This is a genomic window from Microcoleus sp. Pol14D4 (genome assembly GCF_036701245.1).
GTDB lineage: Bacteria > Cyanobacteriota > Cyanobacteriia > Cyanobacteriales > Microcoleaceae > Microcoleus.
In genome coordinates this window covers 1-24622 of sequence record NZ_JAUBQM010000022.1, presented here as the reverse complement: position 1 = coordinate 24622, position 24622 = coordinate 1, and the positions used below count along the sequence as shown (strand labels likewise).

The 24622-nt window shown below is 46.6% G+C and carries 23 protein-coding genes; 11 read left to right on the top strand and 12 right to left on the bottom strand.

What is annotated here, in order from left to right; all coding sequences use genetic code 11:
* Positions 1–513 precede the first annotated feature (513 nt).
* Positions 514–801, bottom strand: coding sequence for a hypothetical protein (locus tag QUA33_RS10865; RefSeq protein ID WP_006632921.1), 288 nt, complete (start codon positions 799–801; stop codon positions 514–516).
* 494 nt (positions 802–1295) lie between these two features.
* Between QUA33_RS10865 and QUA33_RS10860 the strand changes: the two genes are divergently transcribed.
* The 3 genes from QUA33_RS10860 (at position 1296) to QUA33_RS10850 (ending at position 3645) form a co-directional block, all read left to right on the top strand.
* On the top strand, positions 1296–1556 hold the full coding sequence (locus QUA33_RS10860) for a MoaD/ThiS family protein (RefSeq protein ID WP_015179186.1): 261 nt from the start codon (positions 1296–1298) through the stop codon (positions 1554–1556).
* A gap of 370 nt (positions 1557–1926) precedes the next feature.
* On the top strand, positions 1927–3225 hold the full coding sequence (gene thrC, locus QUA33_RS10855; RefSeq protein WP_333075066.1) for a threonine synthase: 1299 nt from the start codon (positions 1927–1929) through the stop codon (positions 3223–3225).
* A gap of 144 nt (positions 3226–3369) precedes the next feature.
* Positions 3370–3645 carry a MoaD/ThiS family protein gene (locus QUA33_RS10850; protein WP_006632924.1) on the top strand — a complete coding sequence of 92 codons (276 nt, stop codon included), beginning with the start codon at positions 3370–3372 and terminating at the stop codon, positions 3643–3645.
* A gap of 227 nt (positions 3646–3872) precedes the next feature.
* Here QUA33_RS10850 and QUA33_RS10845 read toward each other — a convergent pair whose 3' ends face one another.
* The 3 genes from QUA33_RS10845 to QUA33_RS10835 all read right to left on the bottom strand — a co-directional run bounded on the left by QUA33_RS10845 (position 3873) and on the right by QUA33_RS10835 (position 8091).
* Positions 3873–5756 carry a ribonuclease J gene (locus QUA33_RS10845; protein WP_333148605.1) on the bottom strand — a complete coding sequence of 628 codons (1884 nt, stop codon included), beginning with the start codon at positions 5754–5756 and terminating at the stop codon, positions 3873–3875.
* A 260-nt stretch (positions 5757–6016) separates the two neighbouring features.
* On the bottom strand, positions 6017–6940 hold the full coding sequence (gene dapA / locus QUA33_RS10840) for a 4-hydroxy-tetrahydrodipicolinate synthase (RefSeq protein WP_015179190.1): 924 nt from the start codon (positions 6938–6940) through the stop codon (positions 6017–6019).
* 107 nt (positions 6941–7047) lie between these two features.
* Positions 7048–8091 carry an aspartate-semialdehyde dehydrogenase gene (locus QUA33_RS10835; protein WP_333148604.1) on the bottom strand — a complete coding sequence of 348 codons (1044 nt, stop codon included), beginning with the start codon at positions 8089–8091 and terminating at the stop codon, positions 7048–7050.
* A 118-nt stretch (positions 8092–8209) separates the two neighbouring features.
* Here QUA33_RS10835 and QUA33_RS10830 point away from each other — a divergent pair, with 118 nt between their 5' ends.
* The 5 genes from QUA33_RS10830 (at position 8210) to QUA33_RS10810 (ending at position 13246) form a co-directional block, all read left to right on the top strand.
* Positions 8210–8365, top strand: coding sequence for a hypothetical protein (locus QUA33_RS10830; RefSeq protein WP_333148603.1), 156 nt, complete (start codon positions 8210–8212; stop codon positions 8363–8365).
* 290 nt (positions 8366–8655) lie between these two features.
* Positions 8656–10071: a trigger factor gene (gene tig / locus QUA33_RS10825; protein ID WP_333148602.1), complete on the top strand. Its 1416-nt coding sequence runs from the start codon at positions 8656–8658 to the stop codon at positions 10069–10071.
* A gap of 347 nt (positions 10072–10418) precedes the next feature.
* Positions 10419–11108 (top strand): ATP-dependent Clp endopeptidase proteolytic subunit ClpP, encoded by a 690-nt coding sequence (clpP, locus tag QUA33_RS10820; protein WP_333066788.1) that lies wholly within the window; start codon positions 10419–10421, stop codon positions 11106–11108.
* Positions 11109–11117: 9 nt separating this feature from the next.
* On the top strand, positions 11118–12461 hold the full coding sequence (clpX, locus tag QUA33_RS10815) for an ATP-dependent protease ATP-binding subunit ClpX (RefSeq protein WP_333148601.1): 1344 nt from the start codon (positions 11118–11120) through the stop codon (positions 12459–12461).
* A gap of 26 nt (positions 12462–12487) precedes the next feature.
* The gene (locus QUA33_RS10810) at positions 12488–13246 is read left to right on the top strand and encodes a GNAT family N-acetyltransferase (RefSeq protein ID WP_333148600.1); all 759 of its coding nucleotides are present in this window, start codon (positions 12488–12490) and stop codon (positions 13244–13246) included.
* Between the two features lie 2 nt (positions 13247–13248).
* Here QUA33_RS10810 and QUA33_RS10805 read toward each other — a convergent pair whose 3' ends face one another.
* Positions 13249–15306: a DNA polymerase III subunit gamma/tau gene (locus QUA33_RS10805; RefSeq protein ID WP_333148599.1), complete on the bottom strand. Its 2058-nt coding sequence runs from the start codon at positions 15304–15306 to the stop codon at positions 13249–13251.
* Between QUA33_RS10805 and QUA33_RS10800 the strand changes: the two genes are divergently transcribed.
* Positions 15286–15429 carry a hypothetical protein gene (locus QUA33_RS10800; protein WP_333148598.1) on the top strand — a complete coding sequence of 48 codons (144 nt, stop codon included), beginning with the start codon at positions 15286–15288 and terminating at the stop codon, positions 15427–15429. The genes QUA33_RS10805 and QUA33_RS10800 overlap by 21 nt on opposite strands.
* Before the next feature lie 413 nt (positions 15430–15842).
* A complete protein-coding gene (locus tag QUA33_RS10795) occupies positions 15843–16754 on the top strand; it encodes a hypothetical protein (RefSeq protein WP_333096065.1) in 912 nt (303 codons plus the stop codon).
* 17 nt (positions 16755–16771) lie between these two features.
* Here the strand turns inward: QUA33_RS10795 and QUA33_RS10790 are convergent, their stop codons facing one another.
* The 4 genes from QUA33_RS10790 to QUA33_RS10775 form a co-directional block, all read right to left on the bottom strand.
* Positions 16772–17494, bottom strand: a complete 723-nt coding sequence (locus QUA33_RS10790) for a DevA family ABC transporter ATP-binding protein (RefSeq protein ID WP_333148597.1) — start codon at positions 17492–17494, stop codon at positions 16772–16774.
* A 100-nt stretch (positions 17495–17594) separates the two neighbouring features.
* Positions 17595–18755 (bottom strand): ABC transporter permease DevC, encoded by a 1161-nt coding sequence (gene devC / locus QUA33_RS10785; RefSeq protein ID WP_333148596.1) that lies wholly within the window; start codon positions 18753–18755, stop codon positions 17595–17597.
* Positions 18756–18905: 150 nt separating this feature from the next.
* On the bottom strand, positions 18906–20549 hold the full coding sequence (locus tag QUA33_RS10780; protein WP_333148595.1) for an HlyD family efflux transporter periplasmic adaptor subunit: 1644 nt from the start codon (positions 20547–20549) through the stop codon (positions 18906–18908).
* Positions 20550–20620: 71 nt separating this feature from the next.
* Positions 20621–21358 carry a phycocyanobilin:ferredoxin oxidoreductase gene (locus tag QUA33_RS10775; protein ID WP_333096061.1) on the bottom strand — a complete coding sequence of 246 codons (738 nt, stop codon included), beginning with the start codon at positions 21356–21358 and terminating at the stop codon, positions 20621–20623.
* 128 nt (positions 21359–21486) lie between these two features.
* Between QUA33_RS10775 and tatA the strand changes: the two genes are divergently transcribed.
* Complete coding sequence (gene tatA, locus QUA33_RS10770; protein ID WP_333066776.1) at positions 21487–21678, top strand: twin-arginine translocase TatA/TatE family subunit; 192 nt, start codon at positions 21487–21489, stop codon at positions 21676–21678.
* Between the two features lie 61 nt (positions 21679–21739).
* On the opposite strand, the gene panB is transcribed toward tatA, so the two are convergent.
* The 3 genes from panB to QUA33_RS10755 all read right to left on the bottom strand — a co-directional run.
* Positions 21740–22516: a 3-methyl-2-oxobutanoate hydroxymethyltransferase gene (gene panB / locus QUA33_RS10765; protein WP_333148594.1), complete on the bottom strand. Its 777-nt coding sequence runs from the start codon at positions 22514–22516 to the stop codon at positions 21740–21742.
* 743 nt (positions 22517–23259) lie between these two features.
* The gene (locus QUA33_RS10760) at positions 23260–23556 is read right to left on the bottom strand and encodes a hypothetical protein (RefSeq protein ID WP_333148593.1); all 297 of its coding nucleotides are present in this window, start codon (positions 23554–23556) and stop codon (positions 23260–23262) included.
* Positions 23557–23973: 417 nt separating this feature from the next.
* Positions 23974–24622: IS66 family transposase (locus tag QUA33_RS10755; RefSeq protein WP_333148592.1), on the bottom strand; the 649-nt coding region annotated here is incomplete at its 5' end.

Sequence of the window (24622 nt, the reverse complement as noted above, 5' to 3'; positions counted from 1 at the left end):
GAACTTTCAGCTTTGAGTGCAAACAATTGAGGGAGAATGTGCGATCGTCCGCAAATGCCACCATTTTTTGTAGCACCCGCTACAGATAAATAGCTAGAATCCTTAACCTGTAACCATCGCCCATCTCAATTTTCAAATTTTCAGTCTAAAATAGTTGCAGCCTTGCAAACACAGCCTGAAAGCAAAAGTGGGTGATTGCAATAGTCCTCTTGATATCTCAAAAGCCTGCCTGCCATACTTTAAAAACATATGCATACCCTGTTATTCAGCAAGGTCGGAAGCGTGTTGGCATTGCCAGCAATCTTCCGGCCTCTTTATTTTTTGGGCTACTTGAGGCATTGGGGACAAGATGCAGAAGGCAAGGCAAAAGTATAAATTCTCCCCCTGTCCTCGTCTACCCCTGTCCCCAATCTAGAGCTTCTGCCTCTAATTCCAATAGAATCCGACAGCAAGTTTAAGGAATCACTAAGGAATAATTAATAACTTGTTAAATTATCTCCTTCTGCCCTTTTCTCAATCTTCTGTTTTCAGAAATTCCGATACCGAGACAGACTTCGGGAGACTCTCCAGATCTTGAATTTCGCTTTCGTGGGCAAAGAACTCGACTTCTTTGTCGTCAATCTGGATCTGATAGCTAGCGGTAGCTGTCACAACCCGTCGCTTTTTTTTATCTTCTATTAAAACCCAACACACGACAGGTCTTACCCATCTCTCAACGTGCTGGCTTTGCTTCGTACTCCCAAAGGCATACCAGCCTTTCGCTTCAATAATTTGAAGCACTTTAAAATCGTTATTTGCCATATATTTATATCGCGTTAACTTCAGTATTCTTCTTAGATAGAACTGCTAGCTTACTAAGCAGGGCAAAGGTTTTGCAATTCCAAGCCGCACTAGATAACCTGATTTTTATTCAAGAGAAGCGGGTTGATAAGGCATTGTCTGCGTTGTTGCCCGCTAAATGTAGTGCGAGCTTTTTGTACTCTCCCACAATTACTGTCAAGTATCTATACCGCATCCTCAAAAATTATTCTCGCATTAGCCTCAACAGCAGCCTACTAGACCTTAGCTAGCTGCATCTAACTGGATGCCAACTGCTTCTAACGCCGGGTTGGTGAGAGCGATCGGCATACAATCTTGTTAAGAATTTTTGCTGCAATCAACTATCATCTTTACCCGATGGGGTAAAACTTAACTAGAGGTTGCTGCTTTCAATTCTAAGCCTCGGCGCGCCTAATTCCTAATTAATTGTATGGTGTAGTTGATAATTGCCAAACCGTCGATCGCACTCAACAGCCGTGTCTAACTCTTCGATTACCATCACCGTTAAACTTTTCGCCGCCTTCGGTGAAGCCTACGGCGTTTCGGAACTTACATTAGAACTTCCTCCCGAAACCCCAGTGTCTCAAGTGCTCGAAAGCTCGATCGCCCAATATCCTCAATTAGAACAATGGCGCGATCGCACCCGCTTCGGCCTCAACCTGGAATTCGTCTCCCCCGACACCATCCTCCAAGACGGCGACGAAGTTGTACTCATCCCTCCCGTCAGCGGCGGCTAGGCTGAGTTGGTTAATCAAAAATTCGAGGTTTTGTAGTTGTGTTCGATCGCACGACTGCCCAATTGCGATCCCAAAAAAGGTTTATTAAGTTTTGTAACAATTTCGTCGGCAAATCATCCTTGAACTCGATCTGGATCGGGTGCGGGCCTGACAATCTGGATTCCCAGCCCGATCCTGAAAACAAGTCAAATCCTTGTGGAGTGGGCGTTCTGCTCGCCCAAATATCTAAGTTAAATACACCGCTGTTTAACTCAAAAGTAACTGAAAAATCAATCCCGACTAAAAAAATCGGGTATGGTTGACGGGCTAAATTGACCGTGCTAATCTTGCACAAGACTAAGAAAACATCGCAAAACTAGAGAGTTGAGCTATGACCCAGGCGACCAGAACCCAATCCACAGCAGCAACCTTCACAGCCCTTAAATGTAAAGAATGCGGTGAAGAGTACGAACTCCAAGCCAAGCACGTCTGCGATTGCTGTTTTGGCCCGCTTGAAGTCAAGTACGACTACGACGCCATCCGCCGCACCGTCACTCGCCAAACCATCCAAGCCGGCCCCAACTCAATCTGGCGCTACCGCGCATTTTTACCAGTTGCTACAGATAACGTCATCGATGTCGGCACCGGCATGACTCCTCTATTAAAATCCCACCGCTTGGCGCGCCGCCTCGGTCTAAAAAATCTTTATATTAAAAACGATGCCGTCAATATGCCCACTCTGAGCTTTAAAGACAGAGTGGTGTCAGTAGCCCTCAGCAGAGCCAGAGAATTGGGTTTCACAACGGTATCCTGTGCCAGCACCGGCAATTTAGCTAACTCCACCGCTGCGATCGCCGCCCACGCCGGACTCGACTGCGTAGTCTTCATCCCCTCAGACTTAGAAGCAGGCAAAGTCCTCGGCACTCTGATTTACAATCCAACTGTCATGGCAGTTCACGGCAATTACGACCAAGTTAACCGCCTCTGTTGCGAAGTCGCCAATACACATGGCTGGGGATTTGTCAATATCAACTTGCGTCCCTACTATTCCGAAGGCTCAAAAACCCTCGGCTACGAAGTTGCCGAACAGCTAGGCTGGCAATTGCCCGATCACATCGTCGCTCCCCTCGCCTCCGGCTCTTTGTTCACAAAAATTTACAAAGGCTTTAATGAATTCATCGAAGTCGGTTTAGTTGATGAAAAGAAAGTACGGTTCAGCGGTGCCCAAGCTGACGGCTGTTCCCCCATCGCCCAAGCATTCCGCGAAAACCGTGATTTCGTGAAACCGGTGAAACCGAATACAATTGCTAAGTCGATCGCGATCGGCAATCCAGCCGACGGTATGTACGCCTTGGAAATCGCCCGCAAAACAGGTGGCAACATTGAATCCGTCAGCGACACCGAAATCATCGAAGGCATGAAACTGCTAGCAGAAACAGAAGGCATATTCACTGAAACCGCAGGCGGCACCACAATCGCAGTCTTGAAGAAACTCGTAGAAGCAGGTAAAATCAATCCCGATGAAACCACCGTCGCTTACATCACCGGCAACGGTTTGAAAACGCAAGAAGCAGTTCAAGGCTACATCGGCGAACCCATCACCCTCGAACCGAAACTAGAAGCGTTCGAGCGCGCCCTAGAACGCGCCCGCACACTGGAACGCTTAGAATGGCAACAAGTTTCTGTTTAATAGTTATTGGTTATTGGTTATTGGTTGTTGGTCATTGGTTATTGGTTATTGGTTATTGGGATCAACAACTAACAACTAACAACTAACAACTAACAACTAACAACTAACAACTAACAACTAACAACTAACAACTAACAACTAACCATGACTGTTAAAGTTTTAATTCCAACCCCCCTGCAAAAATTCACCAACAATCAAGCCACCATCGAATGCGCCGGCGATAACATTTCCGAACTAATTGAATCGCTGGAAACAAATTGTCCCGGCATCAAAAAAAGCCTGTGCGACGAAAAAGGAGAGCCCCGCAGATTTCTCAACTTCTACGTCAACAGCGAAGACATCCGCTTTTTGGACGGCTCAAAAACTGCTCTTCAAGATGGCGATGAAGTCAGCATTGTTCCAGCAGTTGCTGGTGGCTGATTTTGCAACCGCAGATGGTGGCAGATAAACACAGATGAACGCAGATAGAATTAATTACTATCTGCGTTCATTTGCGTTTATCGACGGTTAAAAACTATTCCCTCATTTAGTGAGGAAATGTATTTATGAAATCAAATCTAGGCTTGTAGTTGCGCTTGGGCGTCCAAGCGCAACTACAAAACCTAAAACTCCTTTGTTGGTTCGCAGTGCGTCCGAGAATTATCGCCCTAAGAAGCTGCCCTTGCAGCAGTCCGGGGACGGCGCCGGCCCGTCACCTGATTGGCAGGAGATGGCAAGGATGGGGATGATGCCGATGATGGCGATGCCGAGGATGGGGAGGATAATAGCTTAGGTGCTTCTAGGGAACCGGGAGATGCTGCTACTTTTTCCGATCGCACTGCTTCTTCAGGAATCTGCATCAGGAATACCAGCAGCGGATTGCTTTGAAGTTCCCGGCGCATCACTCGCTGAATAGCCTTTTCTATTTGCGTTTGAACTCCTACCCAGTCAACATCAACTTGTGAGTCAGCAGTGGCGGGTTTGACAAATTCTGACCAGCGATCGCTCAAAACTGTTTCAATGGTTTGAGTGATTAATTTGATCACCTCCGCACGATCGGCTGATGTCACTACGCCTTTCAAGTGGACTTCTGGTTTTGCAACTAATTTGCCTTCCCAATTCAAAGCCGCCGCTACAGTTACAACGCCATCTCCGGCCAACTGCTGACGTTCCTTGAGGACGCTGGCTTTGACAACGCCCGATCGAGAAGCATCTACTAATTCAATTCCTGAAGGCACTTGACCAGCCACCCGTATCGAATTTTCAGTTAATTCTACGACATCGCCGTTGTCAATAATCACCATATTGCTGGCGGGAATGCCCATGCTTTGAGCCGTCTTGGAGTGCTGGATCAGCATCCGGTGTTCCCCGTGAACCGGCAAGAAGAACTTGGGACGAGTCATGTTAATCATTAACTTTTGGTCTTCTTGACAGCCGTGGCCGGAAACGTGAATGCCTTTGTCGCGGCCGTAAACCACGTGTGCTCCCAGCATCATCAGTTTATCGATCGTGTTTACCACTGCGATCGTATTTCCCGGAATCGGATTAGCTGAGAAAATGACTGTATCGCCCTTCCTAATTTTCAGTTCGTGATGTTCGCCGTTAGCAATGCGAGTCATCGCCGCCATCGGTTCGCCTTGGGAACCTGTAGTTAAAATCAGTACCTTATCTTCAGCCAAATTGCGGATTTCTTTCAGCGGTTTGAAAATACTATCTTCGCATTTGATGTAGCCGAGATTGCGGCAGTGAGCGATGACGTTAAGCATCGACCGGCCAACTACTCCGACATAGCGATTGTTTTTCTTAGCCAAGTCCAAAACAATTTGCAATCGGTGTACCGAGGAAGCAAACGTTGTCACCATCACCCGTCCCGGTGCTTGAGCGATAATTCTGTCTAAATTCGGAGCAACAGAACGTTCCGAAGCAGTAAAACCGGGAACTTCCGAGTTAGTAGAATCGCTGATCAAGCACAGCACGCCTTTCTCGCCGTACTCGGCCAGCTTTTGCAAATCAAAATGCTCGCCGTCTACAGGAGTGTGGTCAATTTTAAAGTCTCCGGTGTGGATCACAATTCCCACGGGAGTGTGAATTGCCACAGTAAAACTGTCGGCCATCGAGTGAGTGTTGCGAATGTATTCTACTAAGAAATTCTTGCCAATTCTGACAGTATCCCTGGGTCGAACCGTTCTCAATTCAGTGCGGTGAGACACTCCGGCTTCTTCGAGTTTTCCCGCTAACAAAGCCATCGCCAAACGGGGGCCGTAGATGACGGGAATTTCAAATTGTTTGAGGTGATAAGGGATACCGCCTATGTGATCTTCGTGACCGTGAGTCACGATCATACCTTTAATTTTGTGACTGTTTTCCCGCAGGTAAGTCATGTCTGGGAGGACAATATTTACCCCGTGCATTCCATCTGTCGGGAACGCTAAACCGGCATCTAAAAGAATTATTTCGTCGCCGTACTCGAACACACAAGTGTTTTTACCGATTTCGTGCAGCCCGCCGAGGGGAATAACTTTTAGAGCAGATGCAGTTGTATTTTTGATCATGCGTATCCTTTGTTAGTTATTTTTGTTATTGGTCTGTGGTCTTTCGTCTTTCGTCTTTCGTCTACTGTTCGTTGGTAGGGCGATATTTTTCCAAATATTTATGGAAAACTCCCTGGCGGGTTTTACTATCCCGTACAGTCAGTTGTCTTGGGTCTTCATTCTTCTATCTTCAGTCTTTAATCCTTGACTGTTAGCTACTTACTAACACTTAATTACTAATGACTGATGACTCAGAACTAATGACTGATAACAACCAATATTCAGTTGTCTGAAAACTCGTTCTCGCTCGTCTTGCTAGCTGATACTGCTGCTAGCTGACTCAGTACGTCCTTTAACTTTTGAGTTACCTCAACGGGCGGATCGCACAGGGGCGGACGGGTGGAGCCTACATCCCAGCCTTGAAGTTTGAGAGCTGTCTTGACGGGAATGGGATTTGTGGTGAGAAAAAGAGCTTTAAACAGGTCAAAAAGTTGCAAGTGAATCTGGGTAGCGACTTGAACTTGACCGGCCTCGAAAGCTTCGATCATCTGTTGCAGTTGCTCTCCTACCAGATGGCTGGCTACGCTAACTACACCAGATCCTCCTACCGCCAACATTGGCAAAGTTAGGGAATCATCTCCAGAATAGATGGCAAATTCAGGGGATGTCAAGCACCGAATTTGACTTGCTTGATCCAAGTTGCCACTTGCTTCTTTTACGGCCACAATGTTGGGGATTTCTGCCAATCGAGCCACCGTCTCCGGCAACATATTCTGACCAGTGCGACCGGGGATGTTATATAACATTATAGGCAATTCTGGAGCAGATTGCGCGATCGCCCGAAAATGATTGTATAAACCTTCTTGCGGGGGTTTGTTGTAATAAGGAACCACCTGCAAACAGCCGTCTAACCCGAGTTTAGCTGCTTTTTTCGTAGCTGCGACTGCTTCTGAAGTAGAATTCGATCCGGCTCCGGCGATTACCAACGCCTTACCGGCCACCGCCTTTTGTACCACCTGAAATAATTCGTACTCTTCATCCCAGGTCATAGTGGGAGACTCGCCAGTAGTGCCGCACACTACCAAGCTATCTGTACCGCGATCGGCTAAATGAACTGCCAATTGTTCTGCTACCGCATAGTTAACGCTGCCGTCTTCCTTAAACGGCGTAATCATTGCAGTCAGAACCCGTCCAAACTTTACCACACTTTCTCCGATTTTAGACTGTTGATTTTTGATTTTAAATTTTTGATTTCAGATGAAAGGTTTATCTAAAATCCCCAATTTCAATTTCCAAATTGCCAGGGCTACCGCTAATTAGAAGCCGCCGCCACTTGGGTTCGCAACAAATTTTTTTCGACCAGCAACTCAGCTATCTGCACCGCATTTAAAGCCGCCCCTTTGCGGATTTGATCGCCAGACAGCCACATCTCCAACCCGCAGGGGTGAGAAATATCTTGGCGAATCCTGCCAACTAACACCTCATCCTTACCGCTGGCTTCTGCTGGCATCGGGAAATAATTAGCTTGCCAGTCTTCTACCAGCTTAACCCCGCTTGCCTGCTTTAAGATTTCCCTGGCCTCGATCGCGCTAAAAGGCTCTGCAAACTCTAGATTAATCGCTTCCGAATGAGCCCGCAGTACGGGAACCCGCACACAAGTTGCCGTAATTTTAATCTCGTCCGTACCAAATATCTTCCGAGTTTCGTTTACCATTTTCATCTCTTCTTCACAATAACCCAAATCATTAATCGGGGTGTTGTGCGGAAACAAATTAAATGCTAAAGGGTAGGGAAATATATCTGTTTTGGGCGTTTCCCCCTGCAAAATTGCTCTTGCTTGAGCTTTCATTTCCTCCATTGCCCTCGCCCCCGCCCCGCTGGCAGACTGGTAAGTGGCTACAACTATGCGCTTTACCGGCATAACTTTGTGAAGTGGCCAAACCGCAACTGCCATCAAAATAGTCGTGCAATTGGGATTAGCAATTATACCTCGGTGAGCTGCTGCTGCTTGGGGATTGACTTCGGGAACCACTAGCGGTACCGTCGCATCCATGCGGAAAGCGCTAGAATTGTCAATTACCAATGCCCCGGCTGCCACCGCTTGCGGAGCCCATAATTTAGAAGTAGAGCCGCCGGCAGAGGCGAGCACCAGATCTACATTATCAAACGATCGCCCCGAAACTGCTTCGACCGGCAGCATCTCACCGCCAAAAGGCAAAGTTGTGCCTGCTGAACGTTCCGAAGCCAGCAGCTTCAAGTTAGAAATCGGAAAACTCCGGCTGTGCAATAGTTCTAGCAACTCGGCACCGACAGCGCCGGTAGCTCCTAAAATGGCAACTCGATAGGATTGAGACAAATTAGTTTCCTCCAGAAATTATAGTTTCAACGATCGAAATCAAAAATTTAAATAACTGCAATTCTCAATATCAAACTTAATTAATGTTATGCCAGATCGGGAGCATGAGAGGATAGCAATGGTGCAGTTAACGGAAACAGGCGATCGAACTTCCCGATCGATCCGTGCGATCGTAGCCAATGCCAGTTTAGCATCTTTTGCAGCTCGCCCACGCCCAATCCGCATCCGGTTAAGTTTTGCGATATATCTGCATTTTCGCAGGCGCATCCATTGACTTTGACTGGCCACAGAGGCCGGCAAGATTGACATCACAGGGCGATATGTGCTATGGTGCATCGGCAATTAGTGGACTTAACCTCCACATTCCTAGCAGCAAAAGCTAGTATCGTCAAACCAAAACTATTTGGCAAGAGCCAAAAAAGTAGCCGGAAATGACTTACAGTCTCATCCGGTAAAGGTGTTGTAGTTGTGCCGTTACGAGTCAAAGCGTAACAAAATTAAAATGCAGGCAAAGTCAGATTTGTATGTATTTTATTACACTATTGTTAAATATCACAAAAGCCGATGAAAGTAACCCAGGAAAAACTTCCAGCTAGCCAAATTGGTCTGGAAATCGAAGTACCGTCAGAAAAGTCAAAACAAGCTTACGAGCAAGTAATTAAACAATTTGCTCGCGAGGTAAATATTCCTGGGTTCCGCAAAGGCAAAGTTCCCCGTCAAGTTTTGCTACAGCGCCTAGGCCAGACTCGCTTGAAAGCGACGGCTTTGGAAAATTTGATTAATGATTCCCTGCAAAAAGCCCTCGAACAAGAAAAAATTGCTGCAATTGGCAGTTTTGAACTTCGCACCGAGTTTGAAGAATTACTAGAGAAGTTCGATCCAGAACAGCCTCTGATTTTTTCGGCGAAGGTTGACGTACAACCCGAAGTGAAAATGGGTCAGTACACAGGTTTGCAGCTTCAAGCAGAAGAAGCTAAGTATGATGAGGGTCAGGTAGATGAGGTATTGGCAAAATATCGATCGGACAAAGCTACTTTAATCCCCGTAGAAGGCCGACCGGCTCAGTTGGGAGACACGGCTTTGGTTGATTTCTCAGGTAGATTTGCGGAAGCACCCGAAGGCGAAACTCCTGCAGAAATTCCCGGCGGCGAAGCAGAAGACTTCCAAGTAGAATTGTCGGAAAATCAGTTTGTACCGGGCTTTATCCAAGGCATGATCGGGATGAATCCAGGAGAAACTAGAGAAGTTTCCGTGCAGTTTCCAGATGAGTATAGCAGTGAAGAACTAGCGGGAAAACCAGCAGTCTTTACGATTACTCTCAAAGAACTTAAGGAAAAAGAATTGCCGGAGTTGGACGACGACTTTGCCCAAGAAGTCAGCGAGTTTGAAACTTTAGCAGAACTGCGCGAATCGCTCGAAACTCGGTTTAAAGCAGACCAAGAAAACAAGACATCAGCTAATAAGGAAAAAGCTATATCAGCAGCACTCGCGCAGCTAATAGAAGTGGAAATTCCCGAAACAATGGTCGATCGCGAAATCGATTATTTGCTGAATCAACAAGCCGTCCAATTGAAAAATTACGGGATAGATATCAACCAACTGTTTACCGAAGAAAATATGGGCCCGATGCGGGAACGCTCGCGCCCGGAAGCAGTCGAGCGCCTCAAGCAGAATTTAGCTCTGGCAGAAGTAGCCAAGCTGGAATCCTTATCTGTTGAACCCGCAGAAGTAGCAGCAGAAGTAGCAAAAATCAGAAAGCAGTTTCCCAGAGGAGATTTTGACCCCCAAAGGTTGCAGGAATTTGTAGCAGAAGACTTGCTCAAACAAAAAACCCTGAAATGGTTGGAAGAAAAAGGAACAATCGAACTCGTACCTGAAGGCTCTCTGACTCCTGCAGCAGCAGAATCAGAAGAATCGGATGCTGAAGATTCAGCAGAAGCAGCCACGAGCGTTGAAGTGGAAGTCGTAGGCGAAGAATAGAACTTAATGTGTTCAAATGTCCTAATTGGGGACATGAAATCAACTGTGATTTTAACGGCGCACCTGATCCTTAACTACAAGCTCCGGGTGCGCCTGATTCTTACTAAAAGCTCGGAGTGTCCACTGGAAGCAGCGATGATTTACAAGTAGGTGTTTTAACTCACTCACCCAGCTAGCCTTGCAAGTCACTCCAGCGTTGTGTCCAGCGCAGAAAGCAATTTCAGAACTCAAAACTCCCCATTCCCCCGATCTCTGTTCAGAAGAGGCATAATAGTTAAAAGCTGGCGGCTTAATTTAAAGCTTTCATCAGCAGCAGCAAATTGTCTAGAATCCTTGACTGGTGTCTTATGGTTGTATCTCAATCTTCCAATTACCTAATTACAAGCTATAACGATTTTGATGTCAGTTCCAGCCCCAGCAATGTAGTGCCGATGGTACTAGAACAGTCGGGGATGGGCGAGCGGGCTTTTGACATTTACTCGCGCTTGCTGCGGGAGCGAATTGTGTTTTTAGGAACTCCCGTAACCGACGAAGTTGCTGACTCGATAGTGGCTCAGCTATTGTATCTGGATGCCGAAGACCCAGAAAAAGATATCCAAATGTACATAAATTCCCCCGGCGGCTCGGTGACGGCCGGCATGGCAATTTATGACACAATGCAGCAAATCCGCCCCGATGTGGTGACGATTTGTTACGGTTTGGCAGCGAGTATGGGCGCTTTTCTGCTGACAGCAGGAGCTCACGGTAAGCGGATGTCTCTTCCGAGTTCCCGAATTATGATCCACCAGCCGCTTGGAGGCGCTCAAGGTCAAGCAGTTGATATTGAGATTCAAGCCAAAGAAATCCTTTATCATAAGCGTAAGCTGAATCAACTGCTAGCGCACCACACAGGTCAACCGATCGAGAAATTAGAGGCTGATACAGAGCGCGACTTTTTTATGTCAGCCGAGGAAGCCAAAAATTACGGTTTGGTCGATCGAGTTATCGCTAAAGAAAACCTTCCGGCGGCGGGAGAGAATGTCACTGCACTGAATTAAGAGGCTGTTATGTCTAAGTACGACTCCCATCTAAAATGTTCGTTTTGTGGCAAGTCTCAAGAGCAAGTACGCAAGTTGATCGCAGGGCCAGGGGTGTATATCTGCGACGAATGCGTTGACTTGTGCAATGAAATTTTAGATGAGGAGTTGTTTGATTCGAGTGCAGTTCCGGCAGCAGCGACGGCTCCGAAGCAGGAAACGACGCCAAAGCGCCGCGGTACCTCGGGCAAAAGTATGTCGCTGAGCCAAATTCCCAAGCCGAGGGAAATTAAAAATTACCTCGACGAAAATGCGATCGGGCAAGATGAGGCGAAAAAGGTGCTCTCGGTGGCAGTTTACAACCACTACAAGCGCCTCAGCTTTATTCATGCAAAAAATAGCGGCAAACACCCGCCGGAAGAAGTAGAACTGCAAAAATCGAATATTTTGTTAATCGGGCCGACTGGTTGCGGAAAAACTCTGCTGGCTCAGACGTTGGCGGATATGCTGGACGTGCCGTTTGCGGTGGCTGACGCGACGACGCTGACGGAAGCAGGCTATGTCGGGGAAGATGTGGAAAATATTTTGCTGCGGCTGCTGCAAGTGGCAGATATGGACGTGGAAGAGGCGCAGCGCGGAATTATTTATATTGATGAAATTGACAAAATTGCCCGCAAGAGCGAAAATCCTTCGATTACGCGGGATGTGTCGGGTGAAGGCGTACAGCAGGCGCTGCTGAAAATGCTGGAGGGGACGATCGCCAATGTACCTCCCCAAGGCGGCCGCAAGCATCCCTATCAAGACTGCATCCAAATTGATACTAGCAATATCATGTTTATCTGCGGCGGTGCTTTTGTCGGTCTGGAAAAAGTGATAGAGCAGAGAACGGGTAAAAAGTCAATGGGTTTTATTCAGCCCGGAGAAGCTCAGCCGAAGGAAAAGCGGGCTGCTGATGTACTCAAGCAACTGGAACCGGATGATTTGGTGAAGTTTGGGATGATTCCCGAGTTTATTGGGCGGGTGCCGGTGGCGGCGGTGTTAGAGCCGCTGGACGAGGAAACGCTGATGGCGATTTTGACTGAGCCGCGCAATGCTTTGGTTAAGCAGTATCAAAAGCTGCTGAAGATGGATAACGTGCAGTTGGACTTTAAGCCGGATGCGATTCGGGCGATCGCCCAGGAAGCATACCGCCGCAAAACTGGAGCGCGGGCGCTGCGGGGAATAGTCGAAGAATTGATGTTGGATGTGATGTACGAGTTGCCGTCGCGGAAGGATGTTGCCCGGTGTACGATTACTAAGGAAATGGTCGAGAAGCGATCGACCGCCGAGCTGTTGGTACTTCCGTCTTCGCTGCCCAAGCCAGAGTCAGCTTAAAAGCAAGGTTTTCAGCACAGCCACTTATGGAATCTCGCATTCAATCATACCTGCGCTTTGCCGCGAGCCAGCAGCGCGACACCGAGCGGATCGGGCCGTTCCTCGCTACCTTCAGCCGCCACAGCGCCAACCCTTATCTCAACTATGCGATTCCCGACGACGGCGCCGCACCCTCGCTCGCTGATGTCAACGCCTTAATCGCTGCGTACTCTGTGCGCGGGCGAAAGCCGCGTTTGGAGTATGTCGCGAAACTAGCGCCTGCTGTTGAAGAAACGCTGATATCGGCGGGTTTCACCGTTGAGGGACGCTTGCCGCTGATGACTTGCACTCCGGGTTCCGAGAAATTGCTTCCCGTCCCCCCGGGCATCGAACTAATTTTGCCAGTTTCCGAGGCCGAGATCCTCGGTACAGTGGCGGCGCAACACGAGGCTTTTACAGAGGCTGCACCAAGCCCTGAAGACGTTGACAGTCTTCGGAAAAGTCTGGCTGCAGGCAGCATCGCGGTACTCGCTCGCGTAGCAGCAACTGGCAAACCTGCGGGGGCTGGAATGTGTACTGTGCCGGCAAATGAGACGACAGAAATCGCCGGTATCGGCGTGCGCGTCCCTTTTCGCCGGCGGGGCATAGCAGGGGCTTTGACGGCCCGGCTGGTGCGAGAAGCTTTCGACGCGGGTGTTGCGGTGGCGTTTCTGATGCCGGGACACGAGGAGGGATTCCGAGTTTACACCCGCGCTGGATTTTGTGCGACCGGCGAAATTTTGCACATTTCGCTCCCGCAAGCATAGATTTACCAATCTATAAAATCATCCTCACCTAACTCAGAAGATAACTCGGAAAAATCCGGTTCAGATTCCAATCTAAAAGTTTCCGACTCCCAAATCTCCAAGTCATCCGACAAATCGACTACTTCCCCGTCAAACATATCAGCCAATTTCCTAGCCGTATTCGCGACATATTGAGCGTCATCACGCACCGCTATAGCCTGAGCGTTAAAGTCATTTTGAGAGTCTGTAGAGCCGTTTGTGGGCGATCGCACTTCGGAAATTAGGGGCACGTTAACGGCGGTATTTTCAGCCGCTGGCGGGTATTTTTGTTCTTCTCCACCATTCCCCAAAAAATCATCTGTAATCTCAGAACCCGCCGAGTTTTGCACCTGTTGGCCCGCATCATCCGCAGGATTAGAATTCCTGGGATTTTCGCCAACACGTCCGTTAGAAGTTGGCAAATCCTTGGCGCGGGAACTATTAGTTTCAGCGGGATTTGTCACGCCCACTGTTACTTTTACTCGACGGTTAAAAACTTGCACAAAAGCTTCTTCAATATTAGCTACTTTGTTTTTAACTATATTGAGCAACGGTTGCGAACTAATCTTAACATAAGCAGTATCATTGGTAAAAATTACTAGATTTCCCTGTTGGCGAAGCAGGACTTGAGTGCTGAACGGTCGCACGCGGTCAAGTACCTGTTCCCACACTAGATTTAAATCGATTTCATCGCCTGAATTAGTCGGTGAATAATTTGTTTGATTCGTTTCAGCAGTTGGTACAGGTGCGGGAATCGGTGCAGGAGGTGTGCTTTCTGTTCGATTAGCCACAGGCGGCGAGTGAGGTGGAGGATTTTGCGAATTGGCAGCGGGAGGCGGTTCGATATTAGATGTCTGGCTCCCCCCCTTAGCAAGGGGGGGCTGGGGGGGGTGAATTTGTGATGGAGCAATATTTCTACCTGGTTCGGCTGTTGGTTGTGGCTGAGTTCTAATTGCTGAGGGCAACAATCCCAACAGGGTTACTTCCAGCCACAAACGCGGCTGAGTAGTGTTTTTAATTTGCACTTCGTGGGTTTGCAAATGTTTCTGGCCTGCCAAAATTAACTCCGCCTCCCAATTGCGGGCAAAATCCCGCAGTTTTTCCCAAGTTGCAGATGTTAAAGCTACTAAATCTGACCGTTTCGGGGCAGCTTTGGCTATTAGCAAATCTCGGTAAAAGCTCGCGAGGCTTTGCAGCACGATTAACGGTTCCCGACCGCGATCCATGAGGTGGCGGGTCATGTCTATTAGTGCTGTAGCGTTATCTGTATCAATAGCTTGCAGCAAATCCATTAAGTCATTTTCGGGGACTGCGCCGACTAAATCCCAAACTTTTTCGACTGTTACTTCACCCTGAAATAAGCTTAGTTGGTCGAGCAAACTTTCGGCATCTCGCAGACCTCCTTGGGCAAGTTGAGCAACCATTTGTACTGCATCACTGGCAATATTGATATTTTCTAATTTAGCAATTTTGTGCAAGTGAGCAATCATTGCATCGAGGGGGATGCGACGAAAGTCAAACTTTTGGCAACGAGAAATAATAGTTGGTAATACTCTTTGTGGATCGGTTGTTGCGAGAACGAATACAACGCGATCGGGCGGCTCTTCTAATGTTTTTAATAAGGCATTAAATGCCTGGGTACTGAGCATATGAACTTCGTCGATTACATATACTTTATAGCGGCATTGTACGGGAGCAAACTGAGATCTTTCGATTAAATCCCGAATGTTATCTACTCCCGTGTTGCTGGCGGCGTCAATTTCGATGACATCTAGTGTCGAACCTCGGGCAATTTCTTGGCAAACGTTGCATTTGCCACAGGGTGTCGGGGTGGGGGAAACCGTAGAAATACAGTTGAGGGATTTGGCGAAAATTCTGGCACTGGAGGTTTTACCGGTGCCTCTGGGGCCGGTGAATAGATATGCTGGTGCTATGCGCTCTTGTAGGATGGCGCTGGTGAGGGTTTGGGCGATCGCCTCTTGACCGACTAATTCGGCAAATGTCTGAGGGCGATATTTGTGGTGCAGGGGTTCGTAGGTCACGATCGAATATTGGTGGTATTAGCTGTAATCTTAGCTAAGGAGACGTTGTTCGATCGCACCGCAGCTCGACTTTCACAGCAAGCCGCCCGGTGGGCTGGCACGGCGGCAGTCAGCCAACAGTAGGAATTATCACTCTCCAACGTCCGCCCCTCGATCGTCCGGGCGATCGGCTGTTCTCCTTGATGTTTTCCGCTGCTGGCTCCCAGAGTTACTATTAATTTATGTGTATTTCTTTTTATTTTGCTAGAAACGGAGACCGTCGAACAAACATTTTTTTAGCTGTATAGGTATAATATATTACAGACAATTCACCATTTCTATTGGCCAGTGCCAGCGCGCGATTTTCCGATATTTCGGAAACCTGCTTGCAGTTAAAGATAAAGTATTAATTAGAGGGTGCGTGCTCCAGTTGCAGAAATCCAGTTGTACCAAGATGATGGTGGAATGATGTCAATGTTGGTTGATCCAGTTGCACTACCAGCTCTACTCTGGAGTCCTGTATAAATATAGCGTCAAATTTTACCCTTTAAAAGCCCATGTCAACCCAAATAATCCTTGTAGAACCAAGGTTGGCAGTAGCCTCTCCCAAACCTAAAAAGGCTAAACCCGGAGATCCGTCCTCAGACCAACTCTTAATGGGAGGGTCGGGATTACTGTTGTTATTGCTTATCGGTTTAGCGGTGTTTACCAAGCTAAAACTCGACGATTTGAGTAAAAAGCTCAAATTTGAGGAGTTTAGAAATCGAGAACTCCAGAAAAAATACAAAATGGCTCTGGAAACCATGTTAAAGATGGAAAAGAATCCCGACCTTATCCACTCGCGAGACTTTAATTTAGACTACCTGAGAATGCGGATGGCGGAAGAAGTCTTTCACTTTGCCATTGTGAACCAGATCAAGGTAAAAGTTAAAGAAAAAATTAGTATTGCCCTGCGTCCGACTCAGGGGGCAGTGGGAGATAAAAATGGGAATGCGGGCAGCGGCAGGCAAGTGGATTCGATGTTTGATATCGAATACGAAACTGGCGATCCGGCAATAAAAATAGAAAAACGCGTGCTGTTTCGGATTCAAATTAAGTTGATGAAACTGCCGACTCAGGCAACATCAGCGACAATTAATCAAATTATTGACTGTTTGGAAACTTATCTGAGTCCTTCAGACGATCACGACAGTTGGCAGCCAACAATTCAAGGTCGCATCGTTCATATTGAGTGGGATCAAAAAGCCAAGCCGACGCCGATGTTGGTGCTGGAACAGTCGAATGAAGGGGTGAATGTTACCTTTAGGACTACGAGAACGCCTGCCGGGCGGCCTACCAATGCCAATGATAGCCAATTGGTAGGAGCTAAGGGTCAAAAAAGTGGCAAAAGTAGTTCTAAAACTACAGCCAAAGGTGCAACAAAAAGTCCTGCCAAGGTAGGAGGAAAGCGTCCAGGTTCGAGGAAATAAATTGAGGTGGATTAATATTATTTTCCCGAAAGAACGCCGGTTGCCGCCGTTGTTGATGTATCTTGGGCGAGGTAGCCGTCTTCCATGTGAATAATGCGATCGGCTATGTCTAAAATGCGGTTGTCATGGGTGACAAGCAAAATAGTGCAGTGCTGTTCTTTTGCCAAACCTCGCATAATTTCTACCACATCTCGACCTGATTTACTGTCTAGTGCTGCTGTGGGTTCGTCTGCTAAAACTAATTTTGGCTGGCTGACTAATGCCCGGGCGATCGCAACTCTTTGTTTCTGACCGCCAGAAAGACTGTCTGGGTAATAATCTATTCTTTCTCCCAAGCCTACAGCTTGCAGCATTCCCTCTATTCTATCATTAGTTTCTTGGGGAGAAAGATGACTGTGCAGTTCTAAAGACATTTGCACATTTTGCCTAGCTGTCAAGCATTTGAGCAAATTGTGAGCTTGGAAAATATAGCCGATGTCGCGCCGGACTTTAACTAATTTATTTTTCGGCGTTCCCCGCAATTCTTGGTCGAGAATTTTCAAACTACCTTCTTGGATCGATCGCAAAGCTCCAATCAAGGTTAACAATGTTGTTTTACCAGACCCAGAAGGCCCAGTCATCAGCACGATTTCGCCGGGATAAATTTCGAGGTTGATGCCAAATAATGTCTGTTTGCGAAGTTGTCCTTCGCCGAAGGAATGATTGAGATTTTTAATTGAGACTACTGGTAAAGTATTCATGGTTATCAGTTATTAGTTATTAGTTATTAGTGGTTTTTTATTTCATAATTCCTCCTTCTTCAATCCGTGTATCCGTGTCAGAATCCGTGTCGTGCCTTCCTTAAAAAATATCTGCCGGATCTGCCGCCTGCAACTTCCTAACTGCGATCGCCCCCGACACAGAACACATGACAACTGTCATAATAAAAACAGTCATAGCTTTCGCCAAAGTCATATACATTGGCAAACTCGTAGCACTTCTCCCTAAATTGTACAGCACCAAAGAAACTCCAAACCCTGGCAAATAGCCAAGAATTGCCAAAATCAAAGCCTCTTGAAACACCACACCCAAAAAGTAAATGTCCTTATATCCCATCGCCTTGAGCGTAGCGTATTCTGGTAAATGATCGGTAACATCAGTATAAAGAATTTGATAAACAATCACTATCCCAACGATAAAGCCCATTGCCGCGCCGAGAGTGAAAACAAATCCGATTGAGGTACTTTCCTGCCAATATTTTTTTTCAAAATTTACAAACTCTTCTTTAGTAGAAATTCTCACATCTTTCGGCAAAGTTGCCCTCATTTTATCAACAACCACCTTAACATCTGTTCCCGGCTGCAAGTGAACAATACCTATATCGATTAAACCTCTTGTTCTCCGGGTCGAAAAAATTCGCATAAAGTTCAAATCGCTGGTGACAAGATTTCCGTCGGCACCGAAAGAAGCCCCTATAGTAAATAAACCATCTACCCTAACGCGGCGATTGTCAACTTCACTTTCAACAACTTTTCCCTGTTTAAAATATTCTGCTACCGGCCCAAACTCTGGCCGGGAAGCTTGGTCAAATAAAACCACATCCGAAATTTTGATTTTGTCCAAATTATTTTGGATTTCAGGCAGATCAAAGATGGGATGAGCGGGGTCAAAACCGATGACCATCAATTGGCGAGTATTTCGCTGGTTGGGATCGGGGTTTTTCCACAATCCAAAGCCTAAATATACCGGGCTGATTTCTGTAACGCCGTCAAAACTCAAAGCTTGATACAAGCGACGCTGGGGAAAACTTTTCATGGCTATTAAAGCCGTAGATTGAGTGCTGGTGATAAAAATATCCCCTTTTAACTTCGAGTGAAAGGTGATGGAGCTTTCAAATAGCGCGTCTCTAAATCCAAACTGCATAAACATCAGTAAGTCGGCAAATCCAATGCCTGCTAGCGCGATTACTAAACGCATTCTTTCGCGGGTTAATTGTGCCCAAGCTAGTGGTATTTTTGCCATACAATCAAGGAATAAGGAAGAAGGAAGAGGGAAGAAGGAAGGAGGAAGAATAAGGAAAAGGGAATAAGGAAGGAGTAAGAGGGAAGAACGAGTAATGAGTAACAAGATCGATCGCTCCTGTGACAAATTACAAATTACAAATTACCCATTTTAGATGTCTATTTTTACTTCTACCTGCAAGTTTGTTAGGGTTGCAACTTTCTTGCTAGATTCTGGATTGAGGCGAATTCTTACTTCGATAACTCTCGCATCGGTGTCGGCTGCGGGGTCTGTATTGAGGACATCTTTTTTGCCGACTTGTTTGCCGATGCGATCGACTGTTCCTTCCACAGTGCCTGTAAAAACCGGGCTGGTGACTGTTGCGCGCTGACCGTTTCGCACTTTGGCGATGTCGGTTTCGTAAACTTCTGCTACGGCGTACATTTGGTCGGTGCCGCCTAGTTCTACGATGCCATCTTGAGTGTTGACACGTTCTCCTTGTCGGCTGTGCACTTTGAGGATGTAGCCGGATACGGGTGCTTTGACGTAACTTAAGTTTAAGTCTACTTGAGCTTTTTGTTTGGTGGCGATCGCACTTTCGACGGCGGCTTGGGCGGCTTGCACGTCTTCGGGACGTACTTCGGCAATTTGGTCTAGATTTGCTTTGGCTTGATTGATTTGTTCTTGGCCAGTTTCTGCTTTTTGTTTTAGTATTGCTTCGGCTTGATTGATTTGTTCTCTACCGGTTTCTATCTTTTGATTTAAGGTGGCTCTGGCTTGGTTAATTTCCTGCCTACCTGTTTCTAACTTGCGTCGGAGATTGGCGCGGGATTGATTGATTTCCTGCTTGCCTGTTTCTACTGTTTGTTTGATTGTGGCTTTAGTTTCGACTATTTGCTCTTGCAGTGTTTGCACTGTTTTTTCTAATACAGCTTGAGCTTCTTTGACTCTCTGGCGAGCCGTCTCTGCTGCTAAGCGTTTGGTGTCGTAGGCGGAAGCAGAAATTGCGCCTGTTTCGGAAAGTTCTTTGTTGCGTTGTTCCTCGGCTTCGGCGTTGGTTAATTCGGCTTTTAGCCGATCGACTGTAGCGTTTTGAGAGGCAATTTCGCCGCGCAATTGAGCTTCTAGCCTAGCCAATTTGGATTGCTGCACCTCTGTTTCTCTTTCGAGTTGTGCCTCCAATTTGGCAAGATTAGCTTGTTCGGCTTCGGTTTCTCTTTGAAGTTGTGCCTCGAATTTGGCGACGTTAGCTTGTTCGGCTTCGGTTTCTCTTCGCAGTTGAGCTTCTAAGCGGGCGATATTGGCTGCTTCGCCTTCGGTTTCCCTTTGCACTTGTGCTTCAAACTTGGCAACTTCGGCTTTCCCGGCGCCGACAACGCCTGTTTTTGCGCCTGCTTGAATTTTCGCTAATTCTGCTTGTTTGACTTTGACTTCTTTGTCGGCTTGTTGGAGGATTGCTTGGAGCCGATCGCGCGTATCGAGAACTGCTATGATTTGTCCTTGACTGACTCGATCGCCCTCTTCCACCTGCAACTGTTCAATTCTTGCTCCCTCCGAAGCCGAAGGGGCGGACAATTTGATAACTTCCCCCTGCGGAGTCAACCTACCCAAAGCGGTAACGCTGGTGCGGGTGGCGACGGAAGTTGCAGCCGCCGTTGCAGCAGCAGCCTTTAACTCTTCGGCTTTTCTAATTTGAGATACTTGCCAAAAACCTACTCCTGTGGTAATCACAGTAGCGGCGATCGCTAAACCGATGATTCCTCGCCCTGGGGGTTTTAAAAATGATTTATCCTTGACCCGTGATTCCTTTACCATTACTTATAAAGTAGGTGATTTCCTAATTAAGTTTTGCCCACCTACTATTAAGTATTGTAAACAAATTTCAGCTATTTAGGGAAATCAAAAAGCACCTCGGTCATGTAATGTTCGGCCCAATCTTGACCGAAAGCTTTTTCGAGTACGCGGCGGGTTTTGTCGTTTTGCTGCTGCTGGCTACAGTAGTAAATATGAGCGTCGAGAATTTTCGATTCTTCGGTGGCAGATACTGGTTCAGAGGCGACTGCCTGTTTGCAGTGAATTTCCACGTAGGATTCAACTATGTCCAAAAATCTGTTTTCTTCTTCCATCGACTCTGGCCGCACAAACAGACAAAATTCTGAGAAAATATCCCCCCATTCGGGAATTTGGCGGGGACAAGAAAATTGGTTGACCGGCAAAATTTCCAGTTGGGTTCGGTAGGTTTCCGACAAAGTTCGATCTCGATTGAGGGGAGAAAGGTCTGCGATCGCGGCGCTAACTTGGCCTTTGCCTGCTACTATATCCGTACCGAACATCGGCAAAGCATAATTCGGTCTGGGAAACATCACGCAGTGCAGTATGTCAAGTACCGGCCCGACTTTAGCGAGTTCGAGGTGTATTTTGCGGAACTGGGGCGTTTGATAGCAGCGGTTTTCTATGATCAGTTTTTCTCCTTCCAAGCGCCCTTCTACGTATCCCAACTCAGCGGGCAGGTGGTAGGGTTCCAGGTCTAGATAACGGTGCCATACTGCTTCCATCCGGTCTGCTAAATTGCGGATGAGGTAGTGCTGTTGTTCGCGGAGGGAAGGCTGGGATATTTCTAACATTCCTATTTATCGGGGGATAGCTTAATAAAACTTGATTCTACTGTTGCAGGATGCAGGAAAAAAGGTAGATACTTTAACAATATCAGTAGATTGACTTACGATCGAGCAAGTTTTAGAGGAGATTTTGTATGTTTGGTCTGGGATTGCCCGAAATGGGCATTATTGCGGTGGTGGCCATACTAATTTTCGGCCCCAAGAAGATTCCTGAGTTAGGAAATGCTTTGGGCAAAACGCTGCGGAGTTTTAAGGAAGGGGTTGGTCAATCTGAGGATGAACCTGTTGAGAAGGATAAAGAGGAAGAGGGCCAGCCGAAAGTGTAAATTAGGTTTGTAGTGAGGATTTTAGTCCTCCTTTTTAAGGGTTGAAGCCCTCACTAACAACCTATTCGGGAAATTTGCCTTCTCTAACTTCAAGGGAATAATCTTTCACAGCATGGGTAATTGTTTCTCGCAAATTGGCGTAAGCTTTCGCAAAAGGCGGCTGTTTTTCAGAAAGTCCCAACAAATCGGAAGTAACTAAAACTTGACCGTCGCAGTGCGGCCCGGCGCCGATACCAATGGTGGGAATAGTTAATTTTTGGGTAATTTGAGCGGCTAAGTCGGCGGGAATGTGTTCTAAGACGATCGCAAAGGCACCTGCTTCTTGAAGCGCGATCGACTCTGCTATGATGCGATCGGCATCTTCAACAGTTTTTCCCTGTTTTTTGTAGCCGAGTTGGTGTACCGACTGCGGAGTTAAACCAACGTGGCCCATCACCGGAATTCCGGCGGATGTTAGCTGCGAAATTGTGGCAGCCATTGCTGGATATCCACCTTCTAATTTTACAGCTTGAGCGCCGGTTTCTTTCAAAACTCTCCCGGCAGAGTGCATGGCTTGCTGGGGACTTTCTTGGTAAGTCAAAAACGGCAAATCCACCACAATTAATCCTTGTTTAACACCACGGCGCACTGCTTTAGCGTGGTGCAGCATTTCATCGAGGGTTATGGGTAGGGTTGTGTCGTAGCCTAAGACTGTCATGGCGAGGGAATCGCCGACTAGGATGATATCTACGCCTGCTCGATCGATGAGTTGGGCGATCGCATAATCATAAGCTGTCAGCGCGACAATTGGTCGCCGTTGTTGTTTCCACTGAATTAATTGATGAGTCGTGACTGACATTTTAGTGCAAAAATATAATATTATCTCCCGCTATTACTTATGATATCAAATCCGGGCGATCGCAGGTTATATTAGACCTCTTGCAAAAAAAATCTATGCTATAATAGAAAGTTTTCAATAGACCTCTTGCAAAAAAAATATGTGTTATACTTAAAAGTTTGCTCAAGTTTAGGTCAAACTTTGAATTATTGGGTTGATTGGCCTCTCCTTAAACTTGCCCAGCCTGCTAGATTATAAAATTGGCTAAACTTTCCATAATAGCACAAAATTATTTTGCAAGAGGTCTATTATTTATCATTTGACTATTGAAATCGCTTAAGAGTCAAACTTTCGTTCCAACAGAGGGAGACTAAGAGTAAGATGAGAAAATTATATAAATTTTATACGCCAATATAACTTTGCATTCCCTCAGCAGGCAAAACAATCAACCCCTGATTTTTCAAGTCCCCTTCTCCACCCAAATCTTCCTGGATAATTAAGCCGATTCAAGGTTCTTCTCCTGCTGGACGTTCTACACAACCATACCTGCCTTCTCGTCCAGCTACCGCAAGACCAACATTTTTGAACCGACGAAATTTTCTGGTTCCTATTGCTGTCTTTCCTGGAATTTCACCAACTAATGTTAAACTTAACTGAGCAATCGTACAATTCAGGGTACATATTGTATCTATGTTTTAACAATATTTGTAACTGAGAGCGCTGTTGTTCTTTATTGTTTAATAATGGTTAACAATTGTTGCAAATTAATAGCAAAAATGCTCTCTAATTATTGAATCACGAAGCTTCTGCCATTCTTGTTTAGAAACATCTGCACGAGTTTTGTCACCCGATGGATCGCGGATATCCCAAATTGTATCTGCAATCCGATCGAGCGATCGCCCGTGAGAACGATAATCGAAGTCCCAGAAAGCATCACCGACGCAATCTCCTTGTGTAGTAATCATTTCTCGATCGACTGTATTGCGAATAGCATTCCATTCGCGGATGTAGGCAGAAGAATCGTCCGATCGCAATTTGCGACCTCCTAATTGAGGATTCACTTTATAAAAAAACCAATCCGTAAACCTATCCACAGCTTGAGTGCGTGATTCATAATCGCGCGCTGTAGCACTATCTAGATTGGAACCACCGATTACAAGGGATATAGCTAACGCACACACCCCTAAAAACTTCGATCTTGACTTAATTGAAAGAGATTTAATTAGCACGACGATTAAACCCAATAAAAATTATGAACTTCCCCGATATAGCTGGCGATCAATCTTTTGTTGCCATCCATCTCTAGAACAATAACTTACTCCTGTTGTAACTGCTCACCGCAACTGCATTGCGGTATCGCCAATGATGTCAGCGATAGGTATGCACTCCAGATAGGTGGTATTCCAGACAAAATTGTTGCCACAAGCAAGAAGGAGTTTGTGGTAAACTGGTTGAGGCAATTTCTTTCGACGAAAAGTTCAATTTAACTGTAAGCCTGGAGGACTACGACCAGCTAAAGACAGTAACTCATATAATTGAGTGATCGCTTCCCCCCCTTGCAGCCGGACTGTTTCTAAAAAGCTAAACATTTGAGCTACCAATTGAGCGCCCCAGTCACTTCTGGCTCCTCCAGTTACCTTCCGATGTACAACTACCGGACGTAAAGCTCTCTCAGCATCGTTGTTATCGGGTTTAACTTCTGGATAATCTAAAAAAGTGAACCATTCTCTCCAATGACGTTGAATCCGGTTGGCTAATCGTTGGGCATCAGCCGGCCATCCTGTAACTGGTGGATGGTGCAAAACAGCAAGCAGTTGCGCTTCAATTACCGGACGCTGCTGGGCAATTTCTTGACGGCTCAATTTCCCGGTATGATAGTCTCGGTGACAGATTCTGGCAGTAGTTAAAATCTCACCCACGGTTTGGGCAAACAAACGATTAGCTTCAAACCGACTCAGCTTTAGTGCTTCCAAGTCACGTTCCAAATGCGTTAAACATTTCTGTTTCGCCGCTGCCGACTGTGGGTTGTAAGCACTGAAACAATCGCTACTGAGAATTCCCCCAAAGTCTTCTCCTAATAACTGTTTTAGTTCAGCACTACTGCGGGTAGACGCTAACAGGAGTACA

Excerpts from the sequence above, each read along its gene's own strand:
- QUA33_RS10865 (WP_006632921.1), bottom strand. The coding sequence starts at position 801 with ATGGCAAATAACGATTTTAAAGTGCTTCAAATTATTGAAGCGAAAGGC.
- thrC (WP_333075066.1), top strand. The coding sequence starts at position 1,927 with ATGACCCAGGCGACCAGAACCCAATCCACAGCAGCAACCTTCACAGCC.
- QUA33_RS10850 (WP_006632924.1), top strand. The coding sequence starts at position 3,370 with ATGACTGTTAAAGTTTTAATTCCAACCCCCCTGCAAAAATTCACCAAC.
- QUA33_RS10845 (WP_333148605.1), bottom strand. The coding sequence starts at position 5,756 with ATGATCAAAAATACAACTGCATCTGCTCTAAAAGTTATTCCCCTCGGC.
- QUA33_RS10830 (WP_333148603.1), top strand. The coding sequence starts at position 8,210 with ATGGTGCAGTTAACGGAAACAGGCGATCGAACTTCCCGATCGATCCGT.
- tig (WP_333148602.1), top strand. The coding sequence starts at position 8,656 with ATGAAAGTAACCCAGGAAAAACTTCCAGCTAGCCAAATTGGTCTGGAA.
- clpP (WP_333066788.1), top strand. The coding sequence starts at position 10,419 with ATGGTTGTATCTCAATCTTCCAATTACCTAATTACAAGCTATAACGAT.
- clpX (WP_333148601.1), top strand. The coding sequence starts at position 11,118 with ATGTCTAAGTACGACTCCCATCTAAAATGTTCGTTTTGTGGCAAGTCT.
- QUA33_RS10810 (WP_333148600.1), top strand. The coding sequence starts at position 12,488 with ATGGAATCTCGCATTCAATCATACCTGCGCTTTGCCGCGAGCCAGCAG.
- QUA33_RS10795 (WP_333096065.1), top strand. The coding sequence starts at position 15,843 with ATGTCAACCCAAATAATCCTTGTAGAACCAAGGTTGGCAGTAGCCTCT.
- QUA33_RS10790 (WP_333148597.1), bottom strand. The coding sequence starts at position 17,494 with ATGAATACTTTACCAGTAGTCTCAATTAAAAATCTCAATCATTCCTTC.
- devC (WP_333148596.1), bottom strand. The coding sequence starts at position 18,755 with ATGGCAAAAATACCACTAGCTTGGGCACAATTAACCCGCGAAAGAATG.
- QUA33_RS10780 (WP_333148595.1), bottom strand. The coding sequence starts at position 20,549 with ATGGTAAAGGAATCACGGGTCAAGGATAAATCATTTTTAAAACCCCCA.
- QUA33_RS10775 (WP_333096061.1), bottom strand. The coding sequence starts at position 21,358 with ATGTTAGAAATATCCCAGCCTTCCCTCCGCGAACAACAGCACTACCTC.
- tatA (WP_333066776.1), top strand. The coding sequence starts at position 21,487 with ATGTTTGGTCTGGGATTGCCCGAAATGGGCATTATTGCGGTGGTGGCC.
- panB (WP_333148594.1), bottom strand. The coding sequence starts at position 22,516 with ATGTCAGTCACGACTCATCAATTAATTCAGTGGAAACAACAACGGCGA.